26 protein-coding genes are annotated in these 26,394 nt (G+C 72.9%); 4 read left to right on the top strand and 22 right to left on the bottom strand.

The features are described 5' to 3' along the window. Positions 1-338: 338 nt before the first annotated feature. From argH to argC, 10 genes are read right to left on the bottom strand one after another with little or no spacing between them, the layout of a single operon-like run. A complete protein-coding gene (gene argH, locus ACPZVR_RS17730; protein ID WP_436700979.1) occupies positions 339-1,766 on the bottom strand; it encodes an argininosuccinate lyase in 1,428 nt (475 codons plus the stop codon). Then, positions 1,763-2,245 (bottom strand): NUDIX hydrolase, encoded by a 483-nt coding sequence (locus ACPZVR_RS17725; RefSeq protein ID WP_436700978.1) that lies wholly within the window; start codon positions 2,243-2,245, stop codon positions 1,763-1,765. The genes argH and ACPZVR_RS17725 overlap by 4 nt, the downstream gene beginning before the upstream one ends. A gap of 1 nt (position 2,246) precedes the next feature. Next, complete coding sequence (argG, locus tag ACPZVR_RS17720) at positions 2,247-3,677, bottom strand: argininosuccinate synthase (RefSeq protein ID WP_436700977.1); 1,431 nt, start codon at positions 3,675-3,677, stop codon at positions 2,247-2,249. 1 nt (position 3,678) lies between these two features. Further along, a complete protein-coding gene (locus tag ACPZVR_RS17715) occupies positions 3,679-4,203 on the bottom strand; it encodes an arginine repressor (RefSeq protein ID WP_436700976.1) in 525 nt (174 codons plus the stop codon). Then, complete coding sequence (gene argF / locus ACPZVR_RS17710; protein WP_436700975.1) at positions 4,203-5,132, bottom strand: ornithine carbamoyltransferase; 930 nt, start codon at positions 5,130-5,132, stop codon at positions 4,203-4,205. The genes ACPZVR_RS17715 and argF overlap by 1 nt, the downstream gene beginning before the upstream one ends. After that, on the bottom strand, positions 5,129-6,334 hold the full coding sequence (locus ACPZVR_RS17705) for an acetylornithine transaminase (protein WP_436700974.1): 1,206 nt from the start codon (positions 6,332-6,334) through the stop codon (positions 5,129-5,131). Before ACPZVR_RS17705 ends, argF begins: the two co-directional genes overlap by 4 nt. After that, positions 6,331-7,272 carry an acetylglutamate kinase gene (gene argB, locus ACPZVR_RS17700; RefSeq protein ID WP_436700973.1) on the bottom strand — a complete coding sequence of 314 codons (942 nt, stop codon included), beginning with the start codon at positions 7,270-7,272 and terminating at the stop codon, positions 6,331-6,333. Before argB ends, ACPZVR_RS17705 begins: the two co-directional genes overlap by 4 nt. Further along, positions 7,269-8,429 (bottom strand): bifunctional glutamate N-acetyltransferase/amino-acid acetyltransferase ArgJ, encoded by a 1,161-nt coding sequence (argJ, locus tag ACPZVR_RS17695; RefSeq protein ID WP_436700972.1) that lies wholly within the window; start codon positions 8,427-8,429, stop codon positions 7,269-7,271. The genes argB and argJ overlap by 4 nt, the downstream gene beginning before the upstream one ends. A 29-nt stretch (positions 8,430-8,458) precedes the next feature. Next, on the bottom strand, positions 8,459-8,860 hold the full coding sequence (locus ACPZVR_RS17690; protein WP_436700971.1) for an ACT domain-containing protein: 402 nt from the start codon (positions 8,858-8,860) through the stop codon (positions 8,459-8,461). Then, positions 8,857-9,912, bottom strand: coding sequence for an N-acetyl-gamma-glutamyl-phosphate reductase (gene argC, locus ACPZVR_RS17685; protein WP_436700983.1), 1,056 nt, complete (start codon positions 9,910-9,912; stop codon positions 8,857-8,859). The genes ACPZVR_RS17690 and argC overlap by 4 nt, the downstream gene beginning before the upstream one ends. Positions 9,913-10,013: 101 nt before the next feature. Here argC and ACPZVR_RS17680 point away from each other — a divergent pair, with 101 nt between their 5' ends. Together ACPZVR_RS17680 and ACPZVR_RS17675 are read left to right on the top strand one after the other, a co-directional pair. Next, positions 10,014-11,033: an ATP-binding cassette domain-containing protein gene (locus ACPZVR_RS17680; protein WP_436700970.1), complete on the top strand. Its 1,020-nt coding sequence runs from the start codon at positions 10,014-10,016 to the stop codon at positions 11,031-11,033. After that, on the top strand, positions 11,033-11,866 hold the full coding sequence (locus ACPZVR_RS17675) for an ABC transporter permease (RefSeq protein ID WP_436700969.1): 834 nt from the start codon (positions 11,033-11,035) through the stop codon (positions 11,864-11,866). The genes ACPZVR_RS17680 and ACPZVR_RS17675 overlap by 1 nt, the downstream gene beginning before the upstream one ends. A gap of 15 nt (positions 11,867-11,881) precedes the next feature. Here ACPZVR_RS17675 and ACPZVR_RS17670 read toward each other — a convergent pair whose 3' ends face one another. From ACPZVR_RS17670 to ACPZVR_RS17625, 10 genes are all read right to left on the bottom strand, one after another. Continuing rightward, positions 11,882-14,953, bottom strand: a complete 3,072-nt coding sequence (locus tag ACPZVR_RS17670; protein ID WP_436700968.1) for an ATP-binding protein — start codon at positions 14,951-14,953, stop codon at positions 11,882-11,884. 10 nt (positions 14,954-14,963) lie between these two features. Beyond that, positions 14,964-17,447 carry a phenylalanine--tRNA ligase subunit beta gene (gene pheT, locus ACPZVR_RS17665; protein ID WP_436700967.1) on the bottom strand — a complete coding sequence of 828 codons (2,484 nt, stop codon included), beginning with the start codon at positions 17,445-17,447 and terminating at the stop codon, positions 14,964-14,966. Position 17,448: 1 nt separating this feature from the next. Next, complete coding sequence (gene pheS / locus ACPZVR_RS17660) at positions 17,449-18,573, bottom strand: phenylalanine--tRNA ligase subunit alpha (protein WP_436700966.1); 1,125 nt, start codon at positions 18,571-18,573, stop codon at positions 17,449-17,451. Between the two features lie 47 nt (positions 18,574-18,620). Next, positions 18,621-19,220, bottom strand: coding sequence for a DinB family protein (locus ACPZVR_RS17655; RefSeq protein ID WP_436700965.1), 600 nt, complete (start codon positions 19,218-19,220; stop codon positions 18,621-18,623). A gap of 4 nt (positions 19,221-19,224) precedes the next feature. Then, positions 19,225-20,262 (bottom strand): sensor histidine kinase, encoded by a 1,038-nt coding sequence (locus ACPZVR_RS17650; RefSeq protein WP_436700964.1) that lies wholly within the window; start codon positions 20,260-20,262, stop codon positions 19,225-19,227. Then, positions 20,259-21,032, bottom strand: coding sequence for a TrmH family RNA methyltransferase (locus tag ACPZVR_RS17645; RefSeq protein WP_436700963.1), 774 nt, complete (start codon positions 21,030-21,032; stop codon positions 20,259-20,261). The genes ACPZVR_RS17650 and ACPZVR_RS17645 overlap by 4 nt, the downstream gene beginning before the upstream one ends. Before the next feature lie 16 nt (positions 21,033-21,048). Then, positions 21,049-21,447, bottom strand: a complete 399-nt coding sequence (gene rplT, locus ACPZVR_RS17640; protein ID WP_436700962.1) for a 50S ribosomal protein L20 — start codon at positions 21,445-21,447, stop codon at positions 21,049-21,051. 44 nt (positions 21,448-21,491) lie between these two features. Next, positions 21,492-21,686 carry a 50S ribosomal protein L35 gene (gene rpmI / locus ACPZVR_RS17635; protein WP_028654205.1) on the bottom strand — a complete coding sequence of 65 codons (195 nt, stop codon included), beginning with the start codon at positions 21,684-21,686 and terminating at the stop codon, positions 21,492-21,494. A 27-nt stretch (positions 21,687-21,713) separates the two neighbouring features. Further along, the gene (infC, locus tag ACPZVR_RS17630) at positions 21,714-22,379 is read right to left on the bottom strand and encodes a translation initiation factor IF-3 (protein WP_408899614.1); all 666 of its coding nucleotides are present in this window, start codon (positions 22,377-22,379) and stop codon (positions 21,714-21,716) included. A gap of 271 nt (positions 22,380-22,650) precedes the next feature. Further along, positions 22,651-23,202 (bottom strand): SseB family protein, encoded by a 552-nt coding sequence (locus ACPZVR_RS17625; RefSeq protein ID WP_436700961.1) that lies wholly within the window; start codon positions 23,200-23,202, stop codon positions 22,651-22,653. A gap of 34 nt (positions 23,203-23,236) precedes the next feature. Between ACPZVR_RS17625 and ACPZVR_RS17620 the strand changes: the two genes are divergently transcribed. Both ACPZVR_RS17620 and ACPZVR_RS17615 read left to right on the top strand, forming a co-directional pair. Further along, positions 23,237-24,475, top strand: coding sequence for an amino acid deaminase/aldolase (locus tag ACPZVR_RS17620; RefSeq protein ID WP_436700960.1), 1,239 nt, complete (start codon positions 23,237-23,239; stop codon positions 24,473-24,475). Beyond that, entirely contained in the window at positions 24,453-25,007 is a 555-nt protein-coding gene (locus tag ACPZVR_RS17615) for a uridine kinase family protein (protein ID WP_436700959.1), read from the top strand. The genes ACPZVR_RS17620 and ACPZVR_RS17615 overlap by 23 nt, the downstream gene beginning before the upstream one ends. A gap of 84 nt (positions 25,008-25,091) precedes the next feature. Here the strand turns inward: ACPZVR_RS17615 and ACPZVR_RS17610 are convergent, their stop codons facing one another. Then, positions 25,092-25,547, bottom strand: coding sequence for a PH domain-containing protein (locus ACPZVR_RS17610; protein ID WP_436700958.1), 456 nt, complete (start codon positions 25,545-25,547; stop codon positions 25,092-25,094). Between the two features lies 1 nt (position 25,548). Further along, positions 25,549-26,391 carry an ATP phosphoribosyltransferase gene (hisG, locus tag ACPZVR_RS17605; RefSeq protein WP_436700957.1) on the bottom strand — a complete coding sequence of 281 codons (843 nt, stop codon included), beginning with the start codon at positions 26,389-26,391 and terminating at the stop codon, positions 25,549-25,551. Between the last annotated feature and the right edge of the window lie 3 nt (positions 26,392-26,394).

Genomic DNA, 26,394 nt, shown 5'->3' with positions numbered 1-26,394 from the left:
CACAAAAGGATCAGATGCACACAAACGTCACAACAATCTATGCATGACACACTGTTGAGTTCTCAAACATCACACGCGCTCGCGCCTCCGACCCGGATCGGGCCGTCGGTCGCGGGGCAACCTGTGAAACGTTACTGGTTCGCTCCCCGCTCGTCAACTCCGGTCTCCCGGAGCCTCAGACCGGAGTCTGAACCCTGCTGCGGACACCGTCGAGGACGGCTATCGGACACAGTGAAACCTCGGCTTTGGGGCCTTGCCCCGGAGGTTTTCGCTGCGTTCCCCGCAACGAGAAGAACATTAACAGCACCTGTCCCCCTCGTTGCAAATCGGGGTGCCCCTCAGCGCCCGGCGCGGGCCTCCTGAACGCGTTTGCGCAGGTCAGCGAGCTGTTCGGCGACGCGCGCCGGTGCGGTGCCGCCCCGTCCGTCGCGGGACGCGACCGATCCGGCGACACTGAGCACAGTGCGCACCTCGGGGGTCAGCCGCGGTGAGATGGCCGCGAACTGCTCGTCCGTGAGCTCGTCGAGCTCGATGCCGCGGTCCTCGCACGCGCGCACGCAGGCGCCGGCGAGCTCGTGGGCGATCCGGAACGGGACCCCCTGCTTGACCAGCCACTCCGCGATGTCGGTGGCGAGCGAGAAGCCCTGGGGCGCGAGCTCCCCCATCCGGTCGGTGTCGAACACCAGGGTCGCGACCTGGCCGGTGAACGCGGGAAGGAGGACCTCGAGGGTGTCGACGGAGTCGAACACCGGCTCCTTGTCCTCCTGCAGGTCGCGGTTGTAGGCGAGCGGGAGCGCCTTGAGCGTGGTGAGCAGCCCGGTCAGGTTGCCCACCAGGCGCCCGGCCTTGCCCCGCGCGAGCTCGGAGATGTCGGGGTTCTTCTTCTGCGGCATGATGCTCGACCCCGTCGACCAGGAGTCGTGCAACGTCACGAAGCCGAACTCCTTGGTCGCCCACAGGATGACCTCCTCGGCGATCCGGCTGACGTCGATGCCGATCTGTGCGGCGACGAAGGCGAACTCGGCGACGAAGTCGCGCGACGCCGTCCCGTCGATGGAGTTGGCGGTCGAGCCGGTGAACCCGAGCTCGCGGGCGACCAGCTCCGGGTCGAGCCCCAGGCTCTGGCCGGCCAGTGCCCCGGACCCGTACGGCGAGTCGCCGGCCACCCGCCGGCGCCAGTCGCCCAGGCGCTCGACGTCGCGGAGCAGCGCCCAGGCGTGGGCGAGCAGGTGGTGGGACAGCAAGACGGGCTGCGCGTGCTGCAGGTGGGTGCGCCCCGGCATGATCGCCGGTCCTCCGTCGACCGAGCCGAGGTGCTGCTCGGCCTGGGCGGCGAGCGCGTCGATCAGGTCGAGCACGAGCCCGGCGACGGTGTCCCCGTGGTCGAGGAGGTAGCACCGGAACAGCGTCGCGATCTGGTCGTTGCGCGAGCGCCCGGCCCGCAGCTTGCCCCCGACCTCGGTGCCGACCTCCGCGATGAGGAGTCGCTCCAGCGCCCCGTGGACGTCCTCGTCGGACGGGTCGGGGCGCAGCGAGCCGTCCGTGAACCGTGCGGCGAGCGTGTCGAGCCCCCGGTGGAGCTCGGCCTCCTCGGCGGCGGTGAGCAGGCCGGCGGCGGCGAGGGCCTTCGCGTGCGCGTGGGAGCCGGCGATGTCGTACAGGCCCAGGCGCCAGTCGAAGTGGGTCGAGCGGGACAGCGCCTCGAGCTCCGGCGACGGGCCGCCCTCGAAACGGCCGCCCCACAGCTTGCCGGTGTTGGTGCTCATGACACTCCTCCTCGGACGTGCGCGATCGCCGCCCGCATCTGGTCGATCAGCCGCGGGTCCACCGCGCGGCCGTCACGGTCGAGCTCCTCGGGGGTCCACCAGGCCGCGTCGAAGATCGACTGCGACTCCAGCTGGTCCAGGCCCGCGAAGCTGATCGCTCCTGCATCCGACTCCTCGAGCGCCACCGCGAAGAGGGTCGAGTCGTTGACGTAGTCGCGTCCGTCCCACGAGAACGACACCTCGAAGGTGCCGTACGGCTCGCCGAGCGCCTCGGGAGCCACGACGACGCCGGTCTCCTCGCGCAGCTCCCGGGCGGCGGCCTCGGCGAGGGACTCCCCCGCGTCGGCCGCTCCTCCCACGGTGAACCAGTAGCGCACCTCCGGCTGCGCCGGGTCGCAGCCGAGCAGCAGGAGGACCCTGCCCTCGCCGCTGACCGGGAGCACCCGGGCGACCGTGCGCCGGGTCGGCTCGTCGTGCATGTCAGTCGGTCCCGAGCTCCATCGCGGCCTCCTCGAGGATCGCCTCGCCCTCGTCGCCGCCGTCGGGGTTGGCCGTGATCCGGTCGTAGCCGCCCGCCGGCAGCTCGCCGAAGAGGGTGCCGTGCTCGACGAGGACGGTGCCCTGGTCGAGCGGCTGGCCGGCGTACGCCTCGAGCTTGGCGCGCGAGTCGGCGATGTCGAGGTTGCGCATGGTGAGCTGACCGATGCGGTCGGTCGGGCCGAAGGCGGCGTTCTCGACGCGCTCCATGGAGAGCTTCTCGGGGTGGTAGGAGAAGTTGTCGCCGTCCGTGCTGAGGATCGTGTAGTCGTCGCCACGGCGCAGCCGCAGGGTGACCGTGCCGCTCACCAGCGAGGCGATCCAGCGCTGGATCGACTCGCGCAGCATCAGCGCCTGCGGGTCGAGCCAACGGCCCTCGTAGAGCAGGCGGCCGAGCCGGCGGCCCTCGAGGTGGTAGTTGGCCAGCGTGTCCTCGTTGTGGATGGCGTTGAGCAGCCGCTCGTACGCCGCGAACAGCAGCGCCATGCCGGGCGCCTCGTAGATGCCGCGGGACTTCGCCTCGATGATGCGGTTCTCGATCTGGTCGGACATGCCGAGTCCGTGGCGCCCGCCGATCGTGTTGGCCTCCACGACGAGGGCGACCGGGTCGTCGTACCGGCGACCGTTGATGGCGACCGGACGGCCGGCCTCGAAGCTGATCGCGACGTCCTCGGTCTCGATCGCGACGGAGGGGTCCCAGAACTTCACCCCCATGATCGGCTCCACCGTCTCCAGCGACACGTCGAGGTGCTCGAGGGTCTTGGCCTCGTGGGTCGCGCCCCAGATGTTGGCATCGGTGGAGTAGGCCTTCTCGGTCGAGTCGCGGTAGGGCAGGCCGTGGGCGACCAGCCACTCGCTCATCTCGTTGCGGCCACCGAGCTCGCTGACGAAGTCGGCGTCCAGCCAGGGCTTGTAGATCCGCAGCTCGGGGTTCGCCATCAGCCCGTAGCGGTAGAACCGCTCGATGTCGTTGCCCTTGTAGGTCGAGCCGTCGCCCCAGATGTTGACGTCGTCGGCCTGCATCGCGCGCACCAGCATGGTGCCGGTGACGGCGCGGCCGAGCGGGGTGGTGTTGAAGTAGGCCTTCGCGCCGGACCGGATGTGGAAGGCGCCGCACGCCAGGGCGGCCAGGCCCTCCTCGACCAGCTGCGGCTTGATGTCGACGGCGCGCGCGATCTCGGCGCCGTACTGCTTCGCACGCGCGGGGACGCCGGCGATGTCGGGCTCGTCGGGCTGACCGATGTCGGCCGTGTAGGTGCACGGGATCGCGCCCTTGTCGCGCATCCACGCCACGGCGACGGAGGTGTCGAGGCCGCCGGAGAAGGCGATGCCGACGCGCTCCCCCCGGGGAAGGGAGGTCAGGACCTTGCTCAACTCATGGTTCCTTTCGGGTGTCGCCTTCGGCGAGTGCGGTGAACTTGTGGGCCAGGGCGTCTCCCCCGGCGGGGTCGCGCCCGATCACGAGCACAGTGTCGTCGCCGGCGATGGTTCCGAGCACATCGGAGAGCTCGACCTTGTCGATGGCGCTGGCCAGGAACTGCGCGGCGCCCGGGGGCGTCCGCAGGACGACGAGGTTGGCGCTGGCCTCGGCGCTGACGAGCAGCTCGGACGCCAGCCGGGACAGCCGATGCTGGGAGGCGGCGCTCTCGCCTGTGACGGGCGAGCGGTCTCCCCCCTCGGCGGGGACGGCATAGACGAGCGCACCGCTCGCCGAGCGCACCCGGACCGCGTCGAGCTCGACCAGGTCGCGGCTGAGGGTGGCCTGGGTGACGTGCACGCCCCGACCGCCGAGCAGCTCGGCGAGCTCGGGCTGGGAGCGCACCTCGCGGGTCTCCAGCAGCTCGGCGACGAGCGCCTGGCGGGCGCTCTTCGTCATCGGGGTCAGGGCGTGCTCGTGCATCAGGACCGCGTGCCCTCGAGCCAGGTCAGGATGGCCTTCTGGGCGTGGCGACGGTTCTCGGCCTCGTCCCACACGACGCTCTGCGGGCCGTCGAGCACCTCGGCGGCGATCTCCATCCCGCGGTAGGCCGGCAGGCAGTGCAGCACGATCGCGTCGGGCCGCGCCGCCGCGACGAGCTCGGGCGTGACCGACCAGGGCCCGAACACGGCGCGGCGCTCGGACGCCTCGTCCTCCTTGCCCATCGACACCCAGGTGTCGGTGATGACGACGTCGGCGTCCGCCACGGCCGCGGCGGGGTCGGCGACGGCGACGGCGGAGCCGCCCGTGGCGGCGCCGATCTCGTTGGCCCGGTCGAACATCGCGGCGGCGGGCACGTAGCCCTCGGGGCCGCTGATCCGCACGTGCATCCCGGCGGTCGCGCCGGCGAGCAGCCAGGAGTTGCCCATGTTGCAGGCGCCGTCGCCGAGGAAGGCGGCCGTCAGCCCCGGCAGCGCGCCCTTGTGCTCGCGGATCGTGAGCAGGTCGGCGAGGAGCTGGCAGGGGTGGAAGTCGTCGGTCAGCGCGTTGACGACCGGGACGCCGGCGTAGGCCGCCATCTCGTCGAGGCTGGCCTGGGCGTAGGTCCGCCAGACGATCTGGGCGGCCTGGCGGCCGAGCACCCGGGCCACGTCGGCGACCGACTCCCGCTTGCCGATGCCGGCCAGCGTGCCGTCGACGAGCATCGGGTGGCCGCCGAGCTCGGCGATGCCGGCGGCGAAGGAGGCCTGGGTGCGCAGGGTCGGCTTGTCGAAGATCATCGCGACCGTGCGCGGGCCGGCCAGCGGCCGGTGCCCGTAGGGCTCGGCCTTGAGCGTGGCCGCGAGGTCGAGGACCTCGGCCTGCTCGGCCGGCGTCAGGTCGTCGTCGCGGAGGAACGAGCGCGAGGTCATGCGCGGACTCCTGCCTGGTCGAGGATCGCGGGCCACGTGCCGAGGAAGGCCTCGGCGTCGGCGTCGGCGAGGACGAACGGGGGCGCCATCCGGATCCGCTCCGGCGTGGCCGCGTTGACGATGAAGCCGGCGTCCTGGGCCGCGGCCACGACCTCGGCGGCCCTGGGCTCGGCGAGGGTGAGTCCGACGAGCAGCCCCGATCCCCGGGTCTCCCGCACCCGGGGATCGGCGCCGACCCCCTCCTGGAGCCGGGCACCGAGCGTGATCGCCCGGGCCAGCAGGTCGTCCTCGTCGAGGACGTCGAGGACGGCGAGCGCCGCCGCAGCGGCCACCGGGTTGCCGCCGAAGGTGGTGCCGTGGTTGCCCGGGTCGAACAGCTTGCCGGATCCGTGGGTGGCCAGGCAGGCGCCGATCGGGATGCCACCGGCCAGGCCCTTGGCGAGGGTGACGATGTCGGGGGCGACCGGCGCGTCGACGAGCGCCGGGTTCTGGTGGGCGAACCAGGTGCCCGTGCGCCCCACACCGGTCTGGATCTCGTCGAGCCAGAGCAGGGCGCCGTTGTCGTGCGCGATCCGCTGGGCTGCGGGCAGGTAGCCGCGCGGGGGGACGATGACCCCGGCCTCGCCCTGGACCGGCTCGACCAGGACCGCCGCGGTGTCGTTGTCGACGACGGCCTCGAGCGCCGCGACGTCGCCGTAGGGCACGAACACGACCTCGCCCGGCAACGGCTCGAACGGCGCCCGGTAGGCCTCCTTCGACGTGAGCGCGAGGGCGCCCATCGTCCGGCCGTGGAAGGAGCCCTCCGTGACGACGATCCGGGTCCGGCCGGTGCGGCGGGTGAGCTTGAACGCCGCCTCGTTGGCCTCGGTGCCGGAGTTGGTGAAGAACACCCGCGCGTCGGTCCCCAGCAGGCCGACCAGGCGCTCGGCGAGCGTGATCTGCGGCGCGCTGGCGAAGAAGTTGGAGACGTGACCGAGGGTCTGCAGCTGCTCGGTCACCGCGGCGACCAGACGCGGGTGCGCATGACCGAGCGCGTTGACGGCGATCCCGCCGAGCAGGTCGACGTACTCACGGCCGTCGGCGTCCCACACATGGGCGCCCTCGCCCCGGGCCAGGACGGTCTTGGGCGCGCCGAAGGTGTTCATCAGCGCGCCGGCGTACCGCTCGGTCCACGCGCTGGTGGTCGTCGGGGCGGTGGTCACTTCAGTGCCTCCCTGGCCTTGCGGGTCTTGGTGGTGACGCCGGGCAGCACCTGGGTGCCGACGCCCTCGTCGGTGAACAGCTCGAGCAGGACGGCGTGCGCCTGGCGGCCGTCGACGACGGTCGCGCGCTTGACGCCGTCGCGGACCGCCTGCAGGCAGGCACTCATCTTCGGGATCATCCCGCTGGCCAGCGAGGGCAGGATCTCCTCGAGCGCCTCCGGGCTGATCTCGCCGATGACCTCCTCGGGGTCGGGCCAGTCGAGGTAGAGACCCTCGACGTCGGTGAGCACGAGCAGCTTCTCGGCCCCGAGCGCGGCAGCCAGCGACGCGGCCGCGGAGTCGGCGTTGACGTTGTGGACGACGCCGTCGATGTCGGGCGCGACGCTGGAGACGACGGGGATCCGGCCGGCCTCGATGAGGTCGAGCACGGCCTCGGGACGCACCTGCGCGACCTCGCCGACCAGGCCGAGGTCGACCTCCTCGCCGTCGACGACGGTGCCGGTCTGCTCGGCGGTGAAGAGACCGGCGTCCTCGCCGGACAGGCCGACCGCGAGCGGGCCGTGCTCGTTGATCAGGCCGACCAGCTCACGCTGGACCTGGCCGACCAGGACCATCCGCACGACGTCCATCGCCTCGGGCGTGGTGACCCGCAGGCCGCCGCGGAACTCGGACTCGATGCCGAGCCGGTCGAGCATCTGGGAGATCTGCGGCCCGCCGCCGTGGACGACGACCGGCCGGAAGCCGGCGAAGCGGAGGAACGCGATGTCCTCGGCGAACGCGCGCTTGAGGGTGTCGTCGGTCATCGCGTTGCCGCCGTACTTGATGACGACGATCTTGCCGTGGTAGGCCTTCAGCCACGGCAGCGCGCCGGCGAGGGTCTCGGCCTTGAAGCGGTCCGGCTTGCCCGGCTCGTGGGTCTCGGTCGGGATCTGGCTCATGAGCTGTAGGCGCTGTTCTCGTGGACGTAGGCGTGGGTGAGGTCGTTGGTCCAGACGGTCGCCTGCGCGTCGCCGGACTTCAGGTCGATCGTGACGGTGACCTTCCGACCGGACAGGTCGACCAGTGCCGGGTCCTCGGCGGGCGTGCTGTTGCGGCAGACCCAGACGTCGTTCATCGCGACGTCGAGGTCGGCCGGGTCGAACACGGCGGCGGTGGTGCCGACGGAGGCGAGGACGCGGCCCCAGTTGGGGTCCTTCCCGAAGACCGCCGCCTTGAAGAGGTTGCTCCGGGCGACGCTGCGTCCGACCTCGACCGCGTCGTCCTCGCTGGCCGCGTTGACCGTCGTGATCGCGATCTCGTGGTCGGCGCCCTCGGCGTCGGCGAGCAGCTGGATCGCGAGCGAGCTGCAGACCTCGGTGAGCGCGGCGGTGAAGTCGGCGAGGCTCGGGGTCAGGCCGGAGGCGCCGCTCGCCATGACGGTGACGGTGTCGTTGGTGGACTGGCAGCCGTCGGAGTCGAGCCGGTCGAAGCTGACCCGGGTGGCGGCACGCAGCGCGGTGTCGAGGTCGGCGGCGGGTACGACGGCGTCGGTCGTGATGACCACGAGCATCGTCGCGAGCGCCGGCGCGAGCATGCCGGCGCCCTTCGCCATGCCGCCGATGGACCAGGCCGCCCCGTCGGGGCCGGCGACGACGACCTGCTTGCTGACCGTGTCGGTCGTCATGATGGCCTCGGCCGCGTCGCCGCCGCCGTCGGCGGAGAGCTGCGCGTGCAGGGTGCCGACGCCGTCGAGCAGGACCTGGCGGTCGTTCACCAGGCCGATCAGTCCGGTCGAGCAGACGACGACGTCGCCGGCGGCGATGCCGACGAGCTCGGCGACCCGCTCGGCGACCTGGTGGGTGGTCTGGAAGCCCTCGGGACCGGTGTAGCAGTTGGCGCCGCCGGAGTTGAGGACGACGGCGCGCACGACGCCGTCCTTGACGACCTGCTCGCTCCACAGCACCGGGTTGGCCTTGCAGCGGTTGCTGGTGAAGACGGACGCGGAGTCGAACGTGGGGCCCTGGTTGACGACGAGGGCGAGGTCCTTCGCGCCGCTCGGCTTCAGGCCGACGGCGGTGCCGGCGGCCACGAAGCCGGCAGGGTGGGTGACGCTCATGTGCGGTGGTGTTCCTTCGGTGGAGGGGGTCAGGCGGGGACGGCGGGGGCGACGGTCTGCCCCGATCGTCGCCACGCCTCCTCGGCCCGGTCGGCCAGGCCGGTCGGGACCAGGATCCAGTCCGTGTCGAAGGTGGACAGCGTGAAGACCGGGATCTCGGCCTCGGCGAGCGGCGCCAGCAGGCCGACCAGGACGCCGACCGCGCCGAGGTCGAGGACGCCGTCGACGCAGAACGCGGTCAGCGGCTTGTGGTGGCGGGCCTTCTTCGGGACGCTCCGGCCGGCGCAGATCAGCGAGGTCTCGGTCGCCGTGGCGGTGATCGAGAAGATCGAGGAGGACTCGGCCCACTCGGGGATCTCGGCACCGGCTGGCAGCCGGACGACGGCCAGGGTCTCCGGGTAGCGGGACAGGGAGTACGTCGGCTCGGTCATGGCGCCAGTCCCACCGTGGTGAGGCCCGTGGTCTCGTCGAGCCCGAGGGCGAGGTTCATGCACTGCACGGCGGCGCCGGCGGTGCCCTTGGCGAGGTTGTCGACCGCCCCGACGGCGACCAGCCGGCCGGCCGCCTCGTCGACGGTCACCTGCAGGTGCACGGCGTTGGAGCCGAGGACCGCCTGGGTCTGCGGCCACTGGCCCGCGGGCAGGACGTGGACGAACGGCTCGTCGGCGTAGGCCTTGGCGTAGACGGCGTGCGCCTCCTCGGCGCTGAGCGGACCGGCCAGGGGGGCCGAGCACGTGGCGAGGATGCCGCGCGGCATCGGGACCAGCAGCGGCGTGAAGCTGACCTTGACGCCTGCCGGGCCGCCGGCCACGAGCCGGCCGAGGTTCTGCGTGATCTCCGGCGTGTGCCGGTGGACCCCGCCGACACCGTAGGCGCTCACGTTGCCCATCACCTCGCTGCCGAGCAGGTGCGGCTTCGCCGCCTTGCCGGCACCGCTCGTGCCGGACGCGGCGACGACCACCACGTCGGGGAGGACGATGCCGGCGGCGACCGCGGGGGCCAGCGTGAGGGAGGAGATCGTGGGATAGCAGCCGGGGACAGCGACCCGCTTCGTCCCGCGCAACGCGTCGCGGTGACCGGGCAGCTCCGGGAGGCCGTAGGGCCAGGTGCCGGCGTGGGCGCTTCCGTAGAACCGCTCCCACGCCGCGCCGTCCTCCAGCCGGAAGTCGGCACCGCAGTCGATGACGACCACGTCCGGGTCGTGGGCCGCGAGCGCTTCGGCGAGGGCGCCGGACTGCCCGTGGGGCAGGCCGAGGAAGACGACGTCGTGGCCGGCGAGGACCTCGACCGTGGTGGGCTCGAGCACCCGCTCGGCGAGCGGGACGAGGTGAGGCTGCAGCGCCCCGAGCCGCTCCCCCGCGTTGCTGCCCGCGGTGACGGCACCGATCTCGACGCCGGGATGACCCAGCAGCAGGCGCAGCACCTCGCCTCCGGCGTACCCGCTGGCGCCTGCGACGGCGGCCTTGACCCTGCTCATGTGCATAAACATACAGGACCCTGCATGAAACCGCTATCGCCGGCCCCTGAAACCGGGTCCGGACCCGGTGAAGCCGAACTGAAACCCGGGCCTCCCACCCTAGGCCCATGAACCACATCCTCTCCTCCCCCGCGCCGGGCGACGATCTCGCCGTCGACGCGACGGGCCTGGTCAAGACCTTCGCCGTGAAGGGGTCGACGGACGTGCGCGCCGTCGACGGCGTCGACCTCCAGGTCGCTCGCGGCGAGGTCTTCGGCGTGCTCGGCCCCAACGGCGCCGGCAAGACCACCACGCTCTCCATGCTCGCCACGCTGCTGCCCATCGACGGCGGCCGGGCGTCGATCTTCGGGGTCGACGTCGCCTCGGAGCCGCACCGCGTCCGGCAGCTGCTGGGCGTCACCGGCCAGTACGCGTCGGTCGACGAAAACCTCACCGCCACCGAGAACCTCGTGCTCTTCGCGCGGCTGCTCGGCCACCGGCCGCCTGCCGCCCGACGGATCGCCGCCGACCTGCTGGAGCGGTTCGGCCTCACCGAGGCCGCCACTCGGCAGATCAAGAACTTCTCCGGCGGCATGCGTCGCCGGCTCGACCTGGCTGCGTCGCTCATCGCCCGCCCGCCTCTCATCTTCCTCGACGAGCCGACCACCGGCCTCGACCCGCGGACCCGCGGTCAGATGTGGGACACCATCCGCGAGCTGGTCGCGCAGGGATCGACGATCCTGCTCACGACGCAGTACCTCGACGAGGCCGACCAGCTCGCCGACCGGATCGCGGTCATCGACGCCGGCCGCAAGGTCGCCGAGGGTACGCCGGAGCAGCTCAAGTCCGGGGTCGGCTCGTCCACCCTGCACCTGCGCCTCGCCGACCGCACCCAGACCCCGGCGGCGGCCGCGGTCGTCGAGCGCGCTCTCGGCGAGCCGCCCGTCCTCACCCCGGAGGCCGGTGGGCTGAACGTGCCGCTCGGCAACGCCGACCAGGCCGGCGACGTGCTCATCGCGCTGCGCCAGGCCGACCTGGCGATCACCACCGCCACGGTGCGCCAGCCCACGCTCGACGAGGTGTTCCTGGCGCTGACCGGGCACCACAGCGAGCCGGACCACCACGACGAGACCGAGGAGGTGGCGTGATGACCGCGCTCATCGACACGCACGCCGCGAGCGCCGTACCCCTGTCGCCGGCGGAGCTGCCCGCCCGCCCCACCCTGCGCGACACGGTCGACCAGACCCTGGCGATGGCCTGGCGGGCGACGAAGAAGATGCGCCGCAACCCGGAGCAGTTCTTCGACGTCACCATCCAGCCGCTGCTGTTCACCGCCATGTTCGCCTACATCTTCGGCGGCGCGATCTCCGGAAGCGTGCAGGACTATCTCCCCCTGATCATCCCGGGCATCCTGGCCCAGACGGCGCTCACCACCTGCATGGCGATGGGCACCCAGCTGCGCGAGGACATGGACAAAGGCACCTTCGACCGCTTCCGGTCGCTGCCGATCGCGCGGATCGCGCCGCTGGCCGGTCCGGCTCTGGCCGACGTGATCCGCTACACGATCGCGGCGACGCTGACCATCCTGGTCGGGATCGCGATGGGCTACCGCCCCGGCGGCGGCGTGCTGGGCACCCTCGGTGGCTGGCTGCTGACCATCGTGGCCGCCTGGTCGCTGGCCTGGATCTTCACCTGGCTCGGCACCGTCGCCCGTTCGGCACAGGCGGTGCAGGGCATCTCCATGATGATCATGTTCCCGCTGACCTTCCTCTCCAACGCCTTCGTCCCGGCGGAGACGCTGCCCGGCTGGCTCGAGGCGTTCGTCAAGGTCAACCCGGTGTCGCACGTGGTCACCGCGTGCCGGGACCTCATCAACGAGGGCCGGGTCACCGCCGAGGTCGGCTGGGCCCTGCTGGGCTGCGCGGCGGTCGTCGCGGTCTTCGCGCCCCTGGCCGTGCGGTCCTACGCACGCAAGGTCTGAGCCCGGCCGCGCCGGTCATCCGAACAGGCGCGCGACGACGTCGCGGGCCTCGTCCAGCAGGTCGGGCCCGCGGCGCTCGCCGTACTCGGCGGCGAGGAGGTCCAGCTCGCCCGGCGCCGCCGCCTCGCAGCGGGCCGCGGCCCGGTCCCAGGAGAGCGACGGCACGAAACGCGGGTAGGCGAGCCGCTCGGCCAGCGCCAGCAGGCGGACGGCCTCGGCGGGCGGCAGCGTGCCGAAGCGCAGCGCCCAGGTGCCGAGCGCGAAGAGCATCAGGCCGACGACCGGCACGTCGACGAAGGCGCGGTCGCGGTCGATGACGCGCGGCACGGCACCCACCAGCCACTCGTGGAGCTCGCGCCCGCGGGCGGGACGATCATGCAGCGCGAAGGCCAGGATCGCCACCGTGTTGCCGTAGATCCGCCAGGGCGCGATGTCGACGTCGGCGCCCATGCCGGGGAAGCGGACCGCCGCCATCTCGGCGGCCGCCTGCTCGACGAGCCGGAGGCCCTCGTCGACCTGGCCGCGCGCGAACGCGATCTCGGCCTGGGTGACCAGCAGTGTGCCCTTGGCGCTGTAGCCCCCGCCGCCCGCCGCGAGGTCGGTGTGCGCGAGGACGTCGTCGAGGACCCGTTCGGCCGCATCGGGGTCGCCGCGCTCGAGCCACGCAACGGCCGAGACGGTCATCGCCTGGAGGGCGTCCTCGTGGGCGCCCAGCCGCACCAGGACCGGCACGGCGGCCCGCGCGTGCGGCTCGGCGTCGGTGAGCCGACCGACCTGGCCGTAGAGCCCGGCCAGCTGGGCATGGAGCACCGCGAGGGTCCACGGCCCGCCCTCCTCGGTGGCGATCGCCAGGGCCTCCTCCGCCGCCGCGATCGCGGCGACGGGGTCCCCGATGTTCTCCCGCTCGTGACTGCGCCACTGCAGCGCGACGCCGCGGACCAGGGGGTCCGGGTCGTCGACGAGGTGGTCGGAGGGCGACAGCAGCGGACTGGCGGACGGGCCGCCCGCCCCCAGGACCACCGTGGTCATGGCCGCGACCCGGGGGCTCGTCGTCCCCGGGCCGAGGCGGGCCAGCTCGCCGAGCAGGTCCTCGAGCACGTCGAGCTGGGCGATCCAGGAGTTCGCCAGGGTCAGGCACAGCACCGCCCGGGCCTGGTCGGCCCGCTCCGGCGCGGCGCGCACCTCGGTGAGCACGGCGGCGACCGCCTCGCACAGCATGATCACCCGCGCGTGCTCGCCGCGGATGCTCCAGAAGCCACCGAGCGCGGCGAGCAGGGAGACGACGGCATCCGCGTCGGCCGACGCCAGCGCCCGGCGGAGGGCGTCGGCGAGGTTGTTCTCCTCGGTCGCGATCGCGTCGACCGTGGCGACCTGCGCGCGGCTGAACAGGCGTGCGCCGAGCCGGTCGGCGACCGCCACCGCCCAGTCACGGTGATCGCGCTGGGCGTCGGGCTCCTCCCCCACGGCGATCAGCTGCCTGCGCCCGAACTCGCGCACCGTCTCCAGCATCCGGTAGCGCAGCGGTGCGCCGGTGCCGGCGTCGACCAGGGTGAGCAGCGACTGCGCGACGAGCTCCTCGACGGTGGCGAGCGCGTCGGGTCCCAGGATCGACTCGGCGCCCTCGAGGGTGAACCCGTCGTGGAAGACCGAGAGGCGGCGCAGTCCGCGGCGGTCGCGCTCGGCCAGCAGGTTCCAGGACCAGTCGATCACGGCGAGCAGTGTCTGGTGGCGGTCGGGCGCGCTGCGGTCGCCGCCACGCAGGAGCGCGAACCGGTCCTCGAGCCGGGACGCGATGTCGTGGACGGACATGGCGCGGACCTTGACGGCCGCGAGCTCGATGGCCAGGGGAAGGCCGTCGAGGCGCTCGGCGATCTCCGCCACCGCGGTGGCGGGCAGCACGACACCGGGTCGCGCGGCGAGCGCCCGCTGCCGGAACAGATCCCTCGCGTCGGCGGCGCCGAGCCGGCTCAGCTCGAAGACGTGCTCGGCCGCGATCGCCAACGGCGCCCGCGTGGTGGTGAGCACGCGGAGCGACGGCGTGGCCGCCACCAGGAAGGCGACCAGGTCGGCGACCGCCTCGACCAGGTGCTCACAGTTGTCGAGCACCAGCAGTGCGGGCGCGCGGTCGAGGTGCTGGGCGATCCGGGAGCGTACGTCGCGCCGCTGCGCCGGCGTCAGCGCGGCGCGACCGTGCACTGAGTCGCGGACACCCAGCACCGACCCGACCTCGGACACGACGTCGGCGGGATCGACGACACCGACCAGCTCGACCACGTGGACGACCGGCTGCTCGGCCTCGGTGGCGACCAGCTGGGCGAGGCGGGTCTTGCCCAGGCCGCCGGGGCCGACGATCGACACCACCCGGTGGGTCCGGACCAGCGCCCGCAGCCGGACGAGGTCGTCGTCGCGACCGACCAGGCTGCTGGCGTAGTGGCTCAGCCCGGACCGGACGGGACGATCGCGCAGCAGCAGCTCGTGGTGCAGCGCCTGGAGCTCGGGGGCGGGGTCGACGCCGAGCCGGTCCGCGAGCTCCGCACGATGTGCCTCGTAGCGGGCGAGCGCGGCCGGCACCCCGCGCACCGCCGCCTCACTACGCAGCAGCGCCAGCAGGCAGGCGTCGTCGCGCGCGGCGCCCGCGGCCTCGAGGAGGGGCAGGGCATCGTCATGGCGGCCCAGTCCGGACAGGATCCGGCCGGCGAGGGCCGGCTCGCCGTCGAGGTGGTCGAGCAGCGCGGCCGCCTCGGTCCAGGCGCCGGCCGCGGCGGCCCGGCGGGCGGCCTCGACCGCGTGGTCGTGGGTCCAGACGTCGACGTCCGCCGTGTCGAGCGCCAGTCGGTAGCCGTGACCCGCGCGCTCGACGACGTCGGACGCGGTCGCCGAGCGGGCCCGGGAGACGACGACCTGGAGTGCCTTGGTCGGGTTGGCCGGCGGCTCGTCGCCCCAGATCTCCTCGATCAGGGTGTCCTCGCCGACCACCTTGCCCCGGGCGTCGGCGAGCACCGCGAGGAGGACGCGGGTCCGCGCACCCGGGACGGTGGAGCCGTCCCAGGTGACCTCGTCGGCCAGCCGCAGTCGCGGACTCACCACGGCTCCAGGCTCAGCGTTGCACCGCTCCGGTCAGCTCGGCGGCGCGGGCGACGGCGGCGTCGCGGGCGGCGCCGGTCTCGGCCTCGGTGAGGGTCCGGTCGGGTGCGCGGAAGCGCAGTGCGAAGGCCAGCGACTTCTGCCCCTCCTCGATCTGCTCGCCGGTGTAGACGTCGAAGAGCCGGATCGACTCCAGCAGCTCGCCGGCGCCCTCGCGCAGCGCCGCCTCGACGGCGGCGACGGTCACCTCGGCGTCGACGACGAGCGCGACGTCCTCCTTGGCGAGCGGCATCGTCGAGAAGTCCGGCCCGGGCGTCACCTCCGTCGCGGCGGCCATCAGCGCGTCGAGGTCGACCTCGACCGCGGCGCTGCGCGCCGGCAGGCCGTAGGCGGCGCACACACGGGGATGCAGCTCACCGGCGTGGCCGAGCTGGACGCCCTCGACGCTGAGCAGGGCGCACCGCCCGGGGTGCCACGGCATCCGGGACGCCGCGGCGACGTCGACCCGCACACCGAGATCGGCCGCCAGGCGTCGTACGACGGCCAGCGCGTCGGTCCATCCCGCGTCGGTGCCCGGTCCCCACCAGCCGGCGCGGCGCCGCTCACCGGCCAGGACGACGGCGAGGTGCTGCGGCTGGACGGGCAGCGCCTCGAGCAGCTTCTCGAGCTCCGCCTCGCTGGGACGCGTGTGGACGCCGTAGATCGGTGCGGGGCCGTTGTCGGCCGGGAACGCGACCGTGCCGGTCTCGAACAGGGCGACGCCCGGGGCGCCTCGGCCGACATTGCGCCCGGCGGCCTCGAGCAGTCCCGGCAGGAGCGTGGTGGTGTAGGCGGGCTCCTCGCTGGAGAGCGGGTTGGCCAGGCCGACGGTGGCGCGCAGCGGGTCGTCGGCGGCGAGGCCGAGCTTGTCGAAGGTCGCCTCGCCGACGAACGGGAAGCTGACCACCTCGACCAGGCCGGCGCCGGCGAGGGTGCGGCCGACACGGCGGCGCAGGCGCTGGGTGCGGGTCAGGCCGCGACCGGTCGCCCGGCGCGGCAGCACGCTCGGCACCTGGTCGTAGCCGACGATCCGGACGACCTCCTCGACCAGGTCGTAGGGGTCGTTGATGTCGGGGCGCCAGGTCGGCGGCGTCACCTCGATGGTGCCGGCGTCCTGCTCGACGACGGTGGCGCCGATCGCCCGCAGGCACTCGACGGTGGTCATCGCGGTGATGTCGATGCCGCTGAGCCGCGCGGGCAGGTCGGTCGCGATGGTGATCGCCGGCCGTTCGGGAGCGGTGCCGACCAGCGTGAAGCCCGGCTCGGCCGTCGCGCCGCCGTGCTCGACGAGGAGCTCGACGACCCGGTCGGCCGCGGCACCGGGGAGCAGCGGGTCGACGCCGCGCTCGTTGCGCTTGCCGGCCTCCGAGGTCAGCCGGTGACGCCGGCCGGTGCGGAACATGGACACCGCGTCCCAGTGCGCCGCCTCGATCAGGATCCGGGTCGTGGTCTCGGACATCTCGGTCGTCGCGCCGCCCATCACGCCGGCCAGGCCGATCGGCCCGGAGTCGTCGGTGATGACGAGGTCCTCGGTGGACAGCGTGCGCACGGTGTCGTCGAGGGTGGTGAGCTGCTCGCCCTGCCGCGCGCGGCGGACGCCGAGCGCCCCGGCGACCTTGTCGGCGTCGTAGCCGTGGATCGGCTGGCCGAGCTCGAGCATGACGTAGTTGGTGACGTCGACGGCCAAGGAGATCGAGCGCATGCCGGCCTGCTCGACACGCCGCTTGATGAACTCCGGCGTGGGCGCCGCCGGGTCGAAGCCGCTGACCAGGCGCGCGGCGAAGACGGGGCAGCCGGCCGGGTCGTCGACGACGACCTCCCAGGCCTTCCCGTCGACGTCGGGGAGCTCGCGCTCGGCGGGGTCGGTGAACGGGAGGTCGAAGCCCAGGGCCGCCTCGCGGGCGACGCCGCGCAGCGACAGCGCGTAGGCCCGGTCGGGGTTGATCTCGAACTCGATGACCTCCTCGTCGAGCCCGAGCAGCCCGAAGACGTCGTCGCCGGGCTGTCCGGCGTCGGGCGGCAGCACGAGGATGCCGTCGTGGTCGTCGCCGATGCCGAGCTCGCGGACCGAGCAGATCATGCCCGCCGAGACGTGGCCGTAGGTCTTGCGCGCGGAGATCTCGAAGCCTCCGGGCAGCGCGCCGCCGGGCAGGATGACGACGACGAGGTCGCCGGGCGCGAAGTTGTGGGCGCCGCAGACGATGCCCTGCGGCTCACCCGTGCCGTTGGCGCCACCGACATCAACGCTGCACCAGTTGATCGTCTTGCCGTTCTTCTGCGGCTCGGGCTCCATCGTGAGCACCTTGCCGATGACCAGCGGGCCGCGGATCCCGGCGCCCGCGGCGTGGACGCCCTCGAGCTTGAGACCGAGCGCGGTCAGCCGGTCGGTCAGCACCTCGGTGGTGACGTGCTCGGGCAGGTCGACGAGCTCCCGGATCCAGGAGACAGGGGCCTTCATGTCAGAGCTCGCTTCCGAATGCCGTGGTGAAGCGCACGTCGCCCTCGAACAGGGTGCGCAGGTCCTCGAGGCCATGCCGGAACATCAGGGTCCGGTCGATGCCCATGCCGAAGGCGAAGCCCGAGAACCGCTCGGAGTCGACGCCGCAGGCCTGCAGGACGCGCGGGTTGACGATGCCGCAGCCGCCCCACTCGATCCAGCCCTCGCCGCGGCAGGTCCGGCAGGTGTCGGGACCGTCGTCCTTGAGCCCGCTCCCGCGGCAGACGAAGCAGGTGAGGTCGACCTCGGCGGACGGCTCGGTGAAGGGGAAGTACGACGGCCGGAAGCGCGTCGTGATTCCGTCGCCGAACATCTGGGCGGCGAAGTGGTCCAAGGTGCCCTTGAGGTGGGCCATCGAGATGCCCTCGTCGATGGCCAGCCCCTCGACCTGGTGGAACATCGGCGAGTGGGTGGCGTCGTACTCGTCGGTGCGGAAGACGCGGCCGGGGCACACGACGTAGATGGGCGCGCCCTCGGCGACGCCGCGGGTGAGCATGGTGCGCGCCTGGACCGGGCTGGTGTGGGTGCGCAGCACGACGTGGTGGTCGGCTGGCTCGGTCCAGAAGGTGTCCTGCATGGTGCGCGCGGGGTGGTCGGGGCCCAGGTTGAGCGCGTCGAAGTTGAGCCACTCGGCCTCGATGACCGGCCCCTCGGCGACCTCCCAGCCCATCGCGACGAAGATGTCGGCGATCAGCTCGGCGCCGGTGGTGAGCGGGTGCCGCCCGCCGAGCGGGAGCTCGTCGGTCGGCAGCGTCACGTCGACGGCCTCCTCGACGAGGATCCGCGCCTCGTGCTCGACCTCGAGCACCTCCTGGCGGGCGGCGAGCGCCTGGTTGACGGCACCGCGGGCCTGACCGACGCGCTGGCCGGCCTCCTTGCGGGCCTGCGGTGGCAGCGCCCCGATCTCGCGGTTGGCGAGGGCGAGCGGCGAGCGGTCGCCGGCGTGCTCGGAGCGCACCGCCTTGAGCTGCTCGAGGTCGGTGGCGGCGGCGATGGCGGCCAGCGCTGCGTCGCGCGCCGCCTCGACCTCGGCAGGGCTCACGGCGGCGACCTCCACGGGGTCGTAGTCAGTGTTCGGGCCAGACATGTCGGCGCCAGTCTAGGAACCCGGACCCCGGGACAGCGAACCGGTATTCAGTCGGCGAACGTGTCGGCGATCGCCGTCAGCCGGGCGACGTACGCCGGCCAGTCGACGCCGTCGGGGACGTTGCTCAGCGCCGGGCGCATCCCGGCCGCTCCGTCGAGCTGCTCGCGGAGGATGTCGGCCTGGCCGGCGTGCCGCTGGAGATCGCACAGGACGTGCACCGCGATCTCGTGCAGGGTCGTCGCCGCGCGGTCGGCGGGCCACCACGGCACGCGGCCCGGGGTGTCGAGCGGGAGCTCCGCGAGGGCCGCGTCGGCGAACGCACCGACGCGCCCGTAGAAGGCGATCAGCTCGGCCGCCGGGAGGTCGGCGGGGACCGTCCAGTCGGCCTGGGGGTCGGTGTCGTAGGCGTCCATGGCGATCACCGCGGGATGGTCCGGCTCGCCCCAGGTGCGCCCGAAGGTCGGGCCGAAGTAGCCGATCTCCACGTTGGCGCAGTGCAGCACCATGCCGAGCAGCGTGGTGCCGGTGGGCGTGCCCGGCAGCCGCACCTGCCGCTCGCCGAGACCCTCGAGCTTCCACAGCAGCGCCTCGCGGGCACCGCTCAGGTAGTGGCGCAGCACGTCGACGGGCTGGTCGGCGTCGGTCATGGCTTCATGGTGCCACGGCGGCGGCGCACGGCCAGGTGGTCACGATCCGCGCGCCGCCGCCCGGGCGATCGTCGACGACGACGCTGCCGCCGTGGGCGCGGACGAGGCCGCGGACGATGTAGAGACCGAGACCCGACCCGCCGCCGGTGCCCTCGGTCCAGAACTTCGTGAAGATCCGCTGCCGCAGCTCGGGGGCGATGCCGGCCCCCTCGTCGGTGACGGTGACGGCCAGGTGGCCGGCGTCGTCGCGCCAGCGGCCGACGTGCATCCGGACGGTCCCGCTGCCGTGGCGCACGGCGTTCTCGACGACGTTCGTGAGGACCTGCATCACCTTGTCGGGGTCGGCGTCGATCGGCGGCAGGTCCGGCTCGATCTCCAGCTCGATCGGCGTGGACGTGACGACGGTGATGGACTCGTGGACCAGCGTGGCCTTGCGGGCGAGGTCGGTCGGTCGGCGGTGGAGCTGGAGCCGGCCGGTGTCGATCCGGGCGACGTCGAGCAGCTCGGCGATCAGCCGGCTCAGCCGGTCGGCGTCGGCGCTCGCCGTGGTGAGCATGAGCCGCTTCTGCTCGTCGGTCAGCTTGTCCCAGCGGTTGAGGAGGGCCTGCACGAAGCCCTTCACGCCGGTGAGCGGTGAGCGCAGCTCGTGGGCCAGGGTGGCGACCAGGTCGGAGCGGTCCCGGTCGAGACGGGCACGGCCGCGTCCGGAGCGCAGGTCGACGGCGACGGCGCTCACCGGGCCGTTGCGCTCGGCGCGGTGCAGGCGCGCGGTGACGAGCACCTCGGTGCCGTCGGGCAGCAGCCAGGACTGCTCCGGCACGCCGGTGCGGGTGGACAGCCCGTCGTAGGGCGCGTTCGCGTCGTACCACGTGCGCGCGTCGTGGTCGGTGAGCGCGAGCACCTCGTCGAGCGGTCGACCGACCAGCTCGGCCGCCGGGCCGAGGCCGAGCATCCTCGCCGCGACCGCGTTGACGGCACTGACCCGTCCGTCGGCGCGAGCGACGACGACGCCGTCCGGCAGGAGGTCGAGGGTGTGGTTCACGCCCTCATCATGGCGCGGGCGCTGGCGTAGAGACAGACCGCCGCGGCGGTGGCGAGATTGAGGGACTCGGCACCACCGAGGATGGGGATGCGGACCCGGTGGTCGGCGAGCCCCGCGAGGTCGTCGGGCAGGCCCCACGCCTCGTTGCCGAAGAGCCAGGCGGTGGGCCGCGCCAGCAGATCGTCGGCGGCGAACAGGTCGACCTCTCCCCCGCCGTCGGCGGCGAGGACCGTGAGGCCCAGCTCCTGGGCCCGGCGGACGGCGGTCGCCGGGTCCCGCTCGAGGACGACCGGGAGGTGGAACAGGCTGCCCACGCTGGCCCGGACCGTCTTGGGGTTGTAGGCGTCGACCGAGTCGCCCGCGAGGACGACCGCGTCGGCGCCGGCGGCGTCGCTGGTGCGGACGACGGTGCCGGCGTTGCCGGGGTCGCGCACGTCGGCGCAGATCGACAGCAGCCGGGGACCCGCCGGGATGCGCCCGTCGAGGAAGGTGCACACGGCCACGAGGCCGGCCGGGTTGACGCTGTCGCTCAGGCCGCTCATCGCCCGGTCGTCGACGAGGGTGACCGGGACGGCACCGAGCAGGTCGGCGTACTCGGCTGCGGCGGCGGGGGTCGCGAAGACCTCGACGACGCACCCGGGCACCCCCAGCGCGCCCTCGACGGCCTTCGGGCCGTCGGCAAGGAAACACCGCCGCTCGGAACGAGCCGAGCGGCGGTGCAGCTTGCGTGCTTCCTTGACGCGGGTGTTGCCCGCGGTCAGAGGCGTCATGCCCAGGGTCCGAGGATCAGGCGGAGACCTGGTCAGACTCGCGAGGCGCGTTGACGTCCTCGGGCAGCGCGGCCTTGGCCTGGGCCACCAGCGCGGCGAAGGCGGGCGCGTCGTTGACCGCGAGGTCGGCGAGGATCTTGCGGTCGACCTCGATGCCGGCCAGGTTGAGGCCCTGGATGAACCGGTTGTAGGTCAGGCCCTCGGCGCGGGCGGCCGCGTTGATCCGCTGGATCCACAGGCGGCGGAAGTTGCCCTTGTTCTTCTTGCGGTCGTTGTAGCTGTAGACCAGGGAGTGGGTGACCTGCTCCTTGGCCTTGCGGTACAGCCGCGAACGCTGGCCGCGGTAGCCGCTGGCCCGCTCGAGGGTGGTACGACGCTTCTTCGCCGCGTTCACTGCGCGCTTGACGCGTGCCATCTTCTAACTCCTTGTTGCTTAGCTCAGGTGCGGACGACGGCCGGTCAGAGACCGAGCATCTTCTTCGCGCGCGGGACGTCGTTCTTGGCGACCTCGACCGTGCCGGTCAGGCGGCGGGTGACCTTGGAGGCCTTCTTCTCGAGGTTGTGGCGCTTGCCGGCCTTCTCGCGCAGGATCTTGCCGCTGCCCGTGACCTTGAACCGCTTGCTGGCACCGGAGTGCGTCTTGTTCTTCGGCATCTCGTCTCTTCCTATCTTCGGTCGGTCTCAGGCGTCGATCTCGGGATCGAGGTTCTCCGAGCGACCCCGCTCCTTCTTCTGCGCGGCCGGCTTCTGGGCGACCCGCTCGGCCTGCGCGGCGGCGTCGGCTGCCGCCTCCGCCTCGCGCTCGGCGCGACGCTCCTCCTTGGCCGCCTTCACCTCGGCCTTGGCCTCGGCCTTCTTCTTGTGCGGCCCGATGACCATGGTCATGTTGCGGCCGTCCTGCTTGGGGTTGGACTCCACGAAGCCCAGCTCCTGCACGTCCTCGGCCAGCTTCTGGAGCAGGCGATAGCCCAGCTCGGGGCGGTGCTGCTCGCGACCACGGAACATGATCGTGATCTTGACCTTGTCGCCGGCCTTGAGGAAGCGAACGACGTGACCCTTCTTGGTCTCGTAGTCGTGCGCGTCGATCTTGGGCCGGAGCTTCATCTCCTTGATGATGACGTTGGTCTGGTTCCGTCGCGCCTCACGGGCCTTCTGGGCGTTCTCGTACTTGAACTTCCCGTAGTCCATGAGCTTGCAGACAGGGGGCTTCCCCATCGGCGCGATCTCCACCAGATCCAGGTCGGCCTCCTGCGCGAGCTTGAGTGCCTGGTCGGTGGGGACGATGCCGACGGTCTCTCCGTTGGGTCCCACGAGCCGGACCTCGGGAACCCGGATCCGCTCGTTGATGCGCAGCTCGGTGCTGATATGTCCTCCAAACTCGGTCGGTCGGGAGGTCTTCGAACCTGCAAAATGAGAAGAGGCTCCCGCTAGTCCAAGCGGAAGCCAGTCACGAGCCCCGGGGCCCGGTGTCGTCGCGCGACGACCCCGGCGGGGCTCTCCATGGACCGGACCCGGCGACCTGGCGGCCGCTGCGGGTGGGAGACGATGGTGCTGGTCCCCGCTTGTGGATCTGCCATCCCCACTCGCGCGGGCATGACGGATCGGTCAACGCAGGATGCTACCCGGATTGTTCCCGGGAGCGCCAATCCGCGGCGCCGAGCCAGCCCCAGCCGCCGTCCTCGATCCGCACCGGCGTCCACCGGGCGGCGACCCGCTGCAGGTCGTCACCGGCCAGGACGAAGGTGTGCGGGCCGGCGACGTCGACGACGAGCGCGTGCGCGCCCTCCTGGACCGCCGTCGCGGCGGCGAGATGGGCGGCGACGGGCACCGGCCGCGCCTGCGGGTCCCAGGCCGCCAGGGAGGCGAGGTCGGTGAAGGCGAGCAGCGCCAGGCGGCCGTCGGCGCCGGTGAGCAGCACCGCCGCCATGTCACTGGACTTGTCCCGGGCCAGACCGTCCTCGCCGACCTCGGCCTCGCCGAGGATCGCCACCACGGGGACCAGGAGGCGGGCCGGGCCCAGCGCGGCGAGCACCTCCGGGTACGACGCCGCGCCGGCGTCGTGGTCCCGCAACGCCCGCGCCAGGGCGGCATCCGCCGCGCCGTCGTCGTCGACGTACTCCGAGCCCTGGAGTCGGCGTGCGTCGGGACGCTCGTTCGGCGATGCGCTCACGGGTCGATCATCCCATCCGTGGAACGATGGCGTGGTGCAGCACCACTCGTCCGTCGCGCGCAACCGGCTCGCCGCGCGCCTGCGGGAGGCCGTCGCGGCCTGGCCGGAGCCGTTGTCCACCCCGGTCTTCGTCGTCGACCTCGACGCCTTCGACGCCAACGCCGCCGACCTGGCCCGACGCGCGGGCGGCACGCCGATCCGCGTCGCGTCGAAGTCGATCCGGGTCCCGTCGCTCGTCGGGCGGGCCCTGGCCGCCGACGGGTTCGCCGGCGTGCTGGCCTACACGCTCGCCGAGGCGCTCTGGCTGGCCGACCAGGACGTCTGCGACGACATCGTGGTCGCCTACCCGAGCGTCGACCGCGCCGCGCTGTCCGCGCTGGTCGCGTCGCCGCGGGCCGCGTCGCGGGTGACGATCATGGTCGACGACCTCGCCCATCTCGACCTGGTCGACAGCCTGCGCGCGTCGACCGCGGTGCCGGTCCGGATCGCGATCGACGTCGACGCCGGGCTGCGCTGGGGCGGTCAGGCCGTGGGACCGAAGCGCTCCCCGCTGTACGACGTCGGCGCGGTCACGGCGCTGGCCCGCGCGGTGATCGAGCGGCCGGGCTTCCAGCTGGTCGGCGTGATGACCTACGAGGGCCAGGTCGCCGGTGTCCCCGACGCGGTGCCGCGCCAGCGCGCGAAGTCGGCGATCGTGCGCAAGCTCAAGCAGCTCTCGGTGGCCCAGCTCCACGTGCGCCGTACCGCCATCGCGGAGGCGCTGGACGTCGTGAAGGGACAGGGCGACTTCACCGGCCTGGAGTTCTGGAACGCCGGCGGCTCCGGCTCGATCGAGTCGTCGGCCGCCGACCCCGTGGTCACCGAGGTCACGGCCGGCTCGGGACTCCTCGCGCCGACCCTGTTCGACCACTACGAGGCCTTCTCCCCCGCTCCGGCGGCGTTCTTCGGGCTGCCGGTGACCCGCCGACCCTCCGCCGCCGTGGCGACGGTGCACGGCGGCGGGCTGATCGCCTCGGGTCCGACCGGGGCCGACCGGGCGCCGACGCCGTGGGCACCGGCCGGACTCGCCCTCACCGGGCTCGAGGGCGCGGGCGAGGTGCAGACCCCCCTCGTCGGTGCCAGCGCGGCCGCGCTCGCGATCGGCGACCTGGTGTGGTTCCGGCACGCGAAGTCCGGTGAGCCCTTCGAGCACGGGCGCCGCGTGCTGCTGCTCCAGGGCGACCGGTTCGTCGAGGAGGTCGCGACCTACCGTGGCCACGGCCTCGCCTTCTGACCTCGCCGCCCAGGTCCTGGCCACCGCCTCCGCGCGGCCACCGACGCTGGGCGGTGGCCGCCTGGTGTGCATCGACGGCCTGGCCGGGTCGGGCAAGACCACCCTCGCGCGCGGACTGGCCGCACTGGCGCCCGAGGCGGTCGTGCTCGGCACCGACGAGATGCTCGAGGGCTGGCGGGGGCTCCCGGCGCTCGGCGACTCCGTCGAGGCACTGCTGCGACCGCTCGCCGCCGGCCGACCCGGGCACTGGCGCCGCTGGGACTGGTACGCCGACGCCTGGGCCGAGACCCGGACCGTCGATCCGGGTCCGCTGCTGGTGCTCGAGGGCGTGGGCAGCGCCGCCGCGGCCTACCAGGACCTGGTGACCCTGCTGGTCTGGGTGGAGGCGGAGCTCGACGTCCGCCTGGCCCGCTGGCTGGAGCGCGACGGCGAGGGCATGCGACCGCACTGGGACGCCTGGCTGGCCGACGAGGAGGCACTGCACGCCCGGGAGGACACCCGGGCCCGGGCCGACCTGGTCGTCCGGACCTGACGGTCCGGGTCTGACCGTCCGGGCCGCCTCGGCTGGCGGCCGTGACCGCACCCACCGGCGAGCAGCACGTCCTCGGCCCAGCGCTCAGGGCCGGTGCGCGGCGACGAGTGCCCGCAGCTCGCGGACGGCGGTGGCGGCGCGGGCGCCGTCGGAGGTGTGGATGCCGAGCAGGGCGATCCGCTGGTCCTCACCCTGCTGGAGGTGCGGCCACGGAGCGCCCTGCGGCATCCGGAGAGTGCCGACCTCGGCCCAGGCGAGGCGCCGGGTGCGGTAGCCGTTGACGATGGTCAGGCCGTCCGCCCGGGCCACGACCCGCGATCGGGCGAGGCCGTTGAGCAGGAGCAGCCCGCAGCCGACGATGATGATCACCGTCGCCTTCTCCAGGTTGTTGACCCGCGCCCTGGTCTCGTCGTCGAACTGGATCCACAGCCAGGCGAAGGCACCGACGAGGACCACGCCGAAGACCGCCGCGGCGATCCGCGGCCCCAGGGGCCGCCAGGTGCGGGGCATGGTGGGCAGCTCGCTGTCGTTGGTCGCCACGTCAGATCCGGCAGGCGTGGATGTCGGTCGTGAGGATCGCCCGGGCCCCGAGCGCGTAGAGCTCGTCCATCACCCGCTGCGCGGTGGCGCGCTGCACCATGGAGCGGACCGCGACCCAGCCCTCGCGGTGGAGGGGGCTGACGGTCGGGCTCTCGATGCCGGGCGTGAGGGCGATGGCCTGCTCGACCTTCTCGGCCCGGATGTCGTAGTCCATCATCACGTAGGCGCGCGCCACGAGGACGCCCTGCAGCCGCCGGGTGAAGACCTCCAGCGCGCCGGGGTCGGCCCCCTCGCGGGTGATCATCACGCCCTCGGACTCGAGGATGACCTCGCCGAAGACCTCCAGGCCGGCGTTGCGCAGCGTGCTGCCGGTCTCGACCACGTCGGCGATCGCGTCGGCCACACCGAGCTGGATGCTGGTCTCGACGGCTCCGTCGAGGCGGACCACGGACGCGTCGATGCCCCGCTCGGTGAGGTAGCGCTTCACCACGCCGTCGTACGACGTCGCGATCCGCTTGCCGGCCAGGTCCTCGACCTTCTCGGCGGTGCCGGGCCGGGCCGCGAAGCGGAACTTCGAGCGGCCGAAGCCGAGCTGGAGCGCCTCCGTGGCGGTGGCGTGGGAGTCGAGGAGCAGGTCGCGACCGGTGATGCCGGCGTCGAGCGTGCCCTCGCCGACGTACAGCGCGATGTCGCGGGGGCGGAGGTAGAAGAACTCCACCTCGTTGTCGGGGTCCATCTTGGTCAGCTGCTTGGAGTCCGAGCGCTGGGCGTAGCCGGCCTCGCGCAGCATGCCCGAGGCAGCCTCGGAGAGGGCCCCCTTGTTGGGGACGGCGATCTTGAGCATGGT

The organism is Nocardioides segetis, assembly GCF_051390595.1.
GTDB lineage: Bacteria > Actinomycetota > Actinomycetes > Propionibacteriales > Nocardioidaceae > Nocardioides.
The sequence above is the reverse complement of the archived record's forward strand: the minus strand, read 5'-3'. Positions and strand labels throughout refer to the sequence as shown.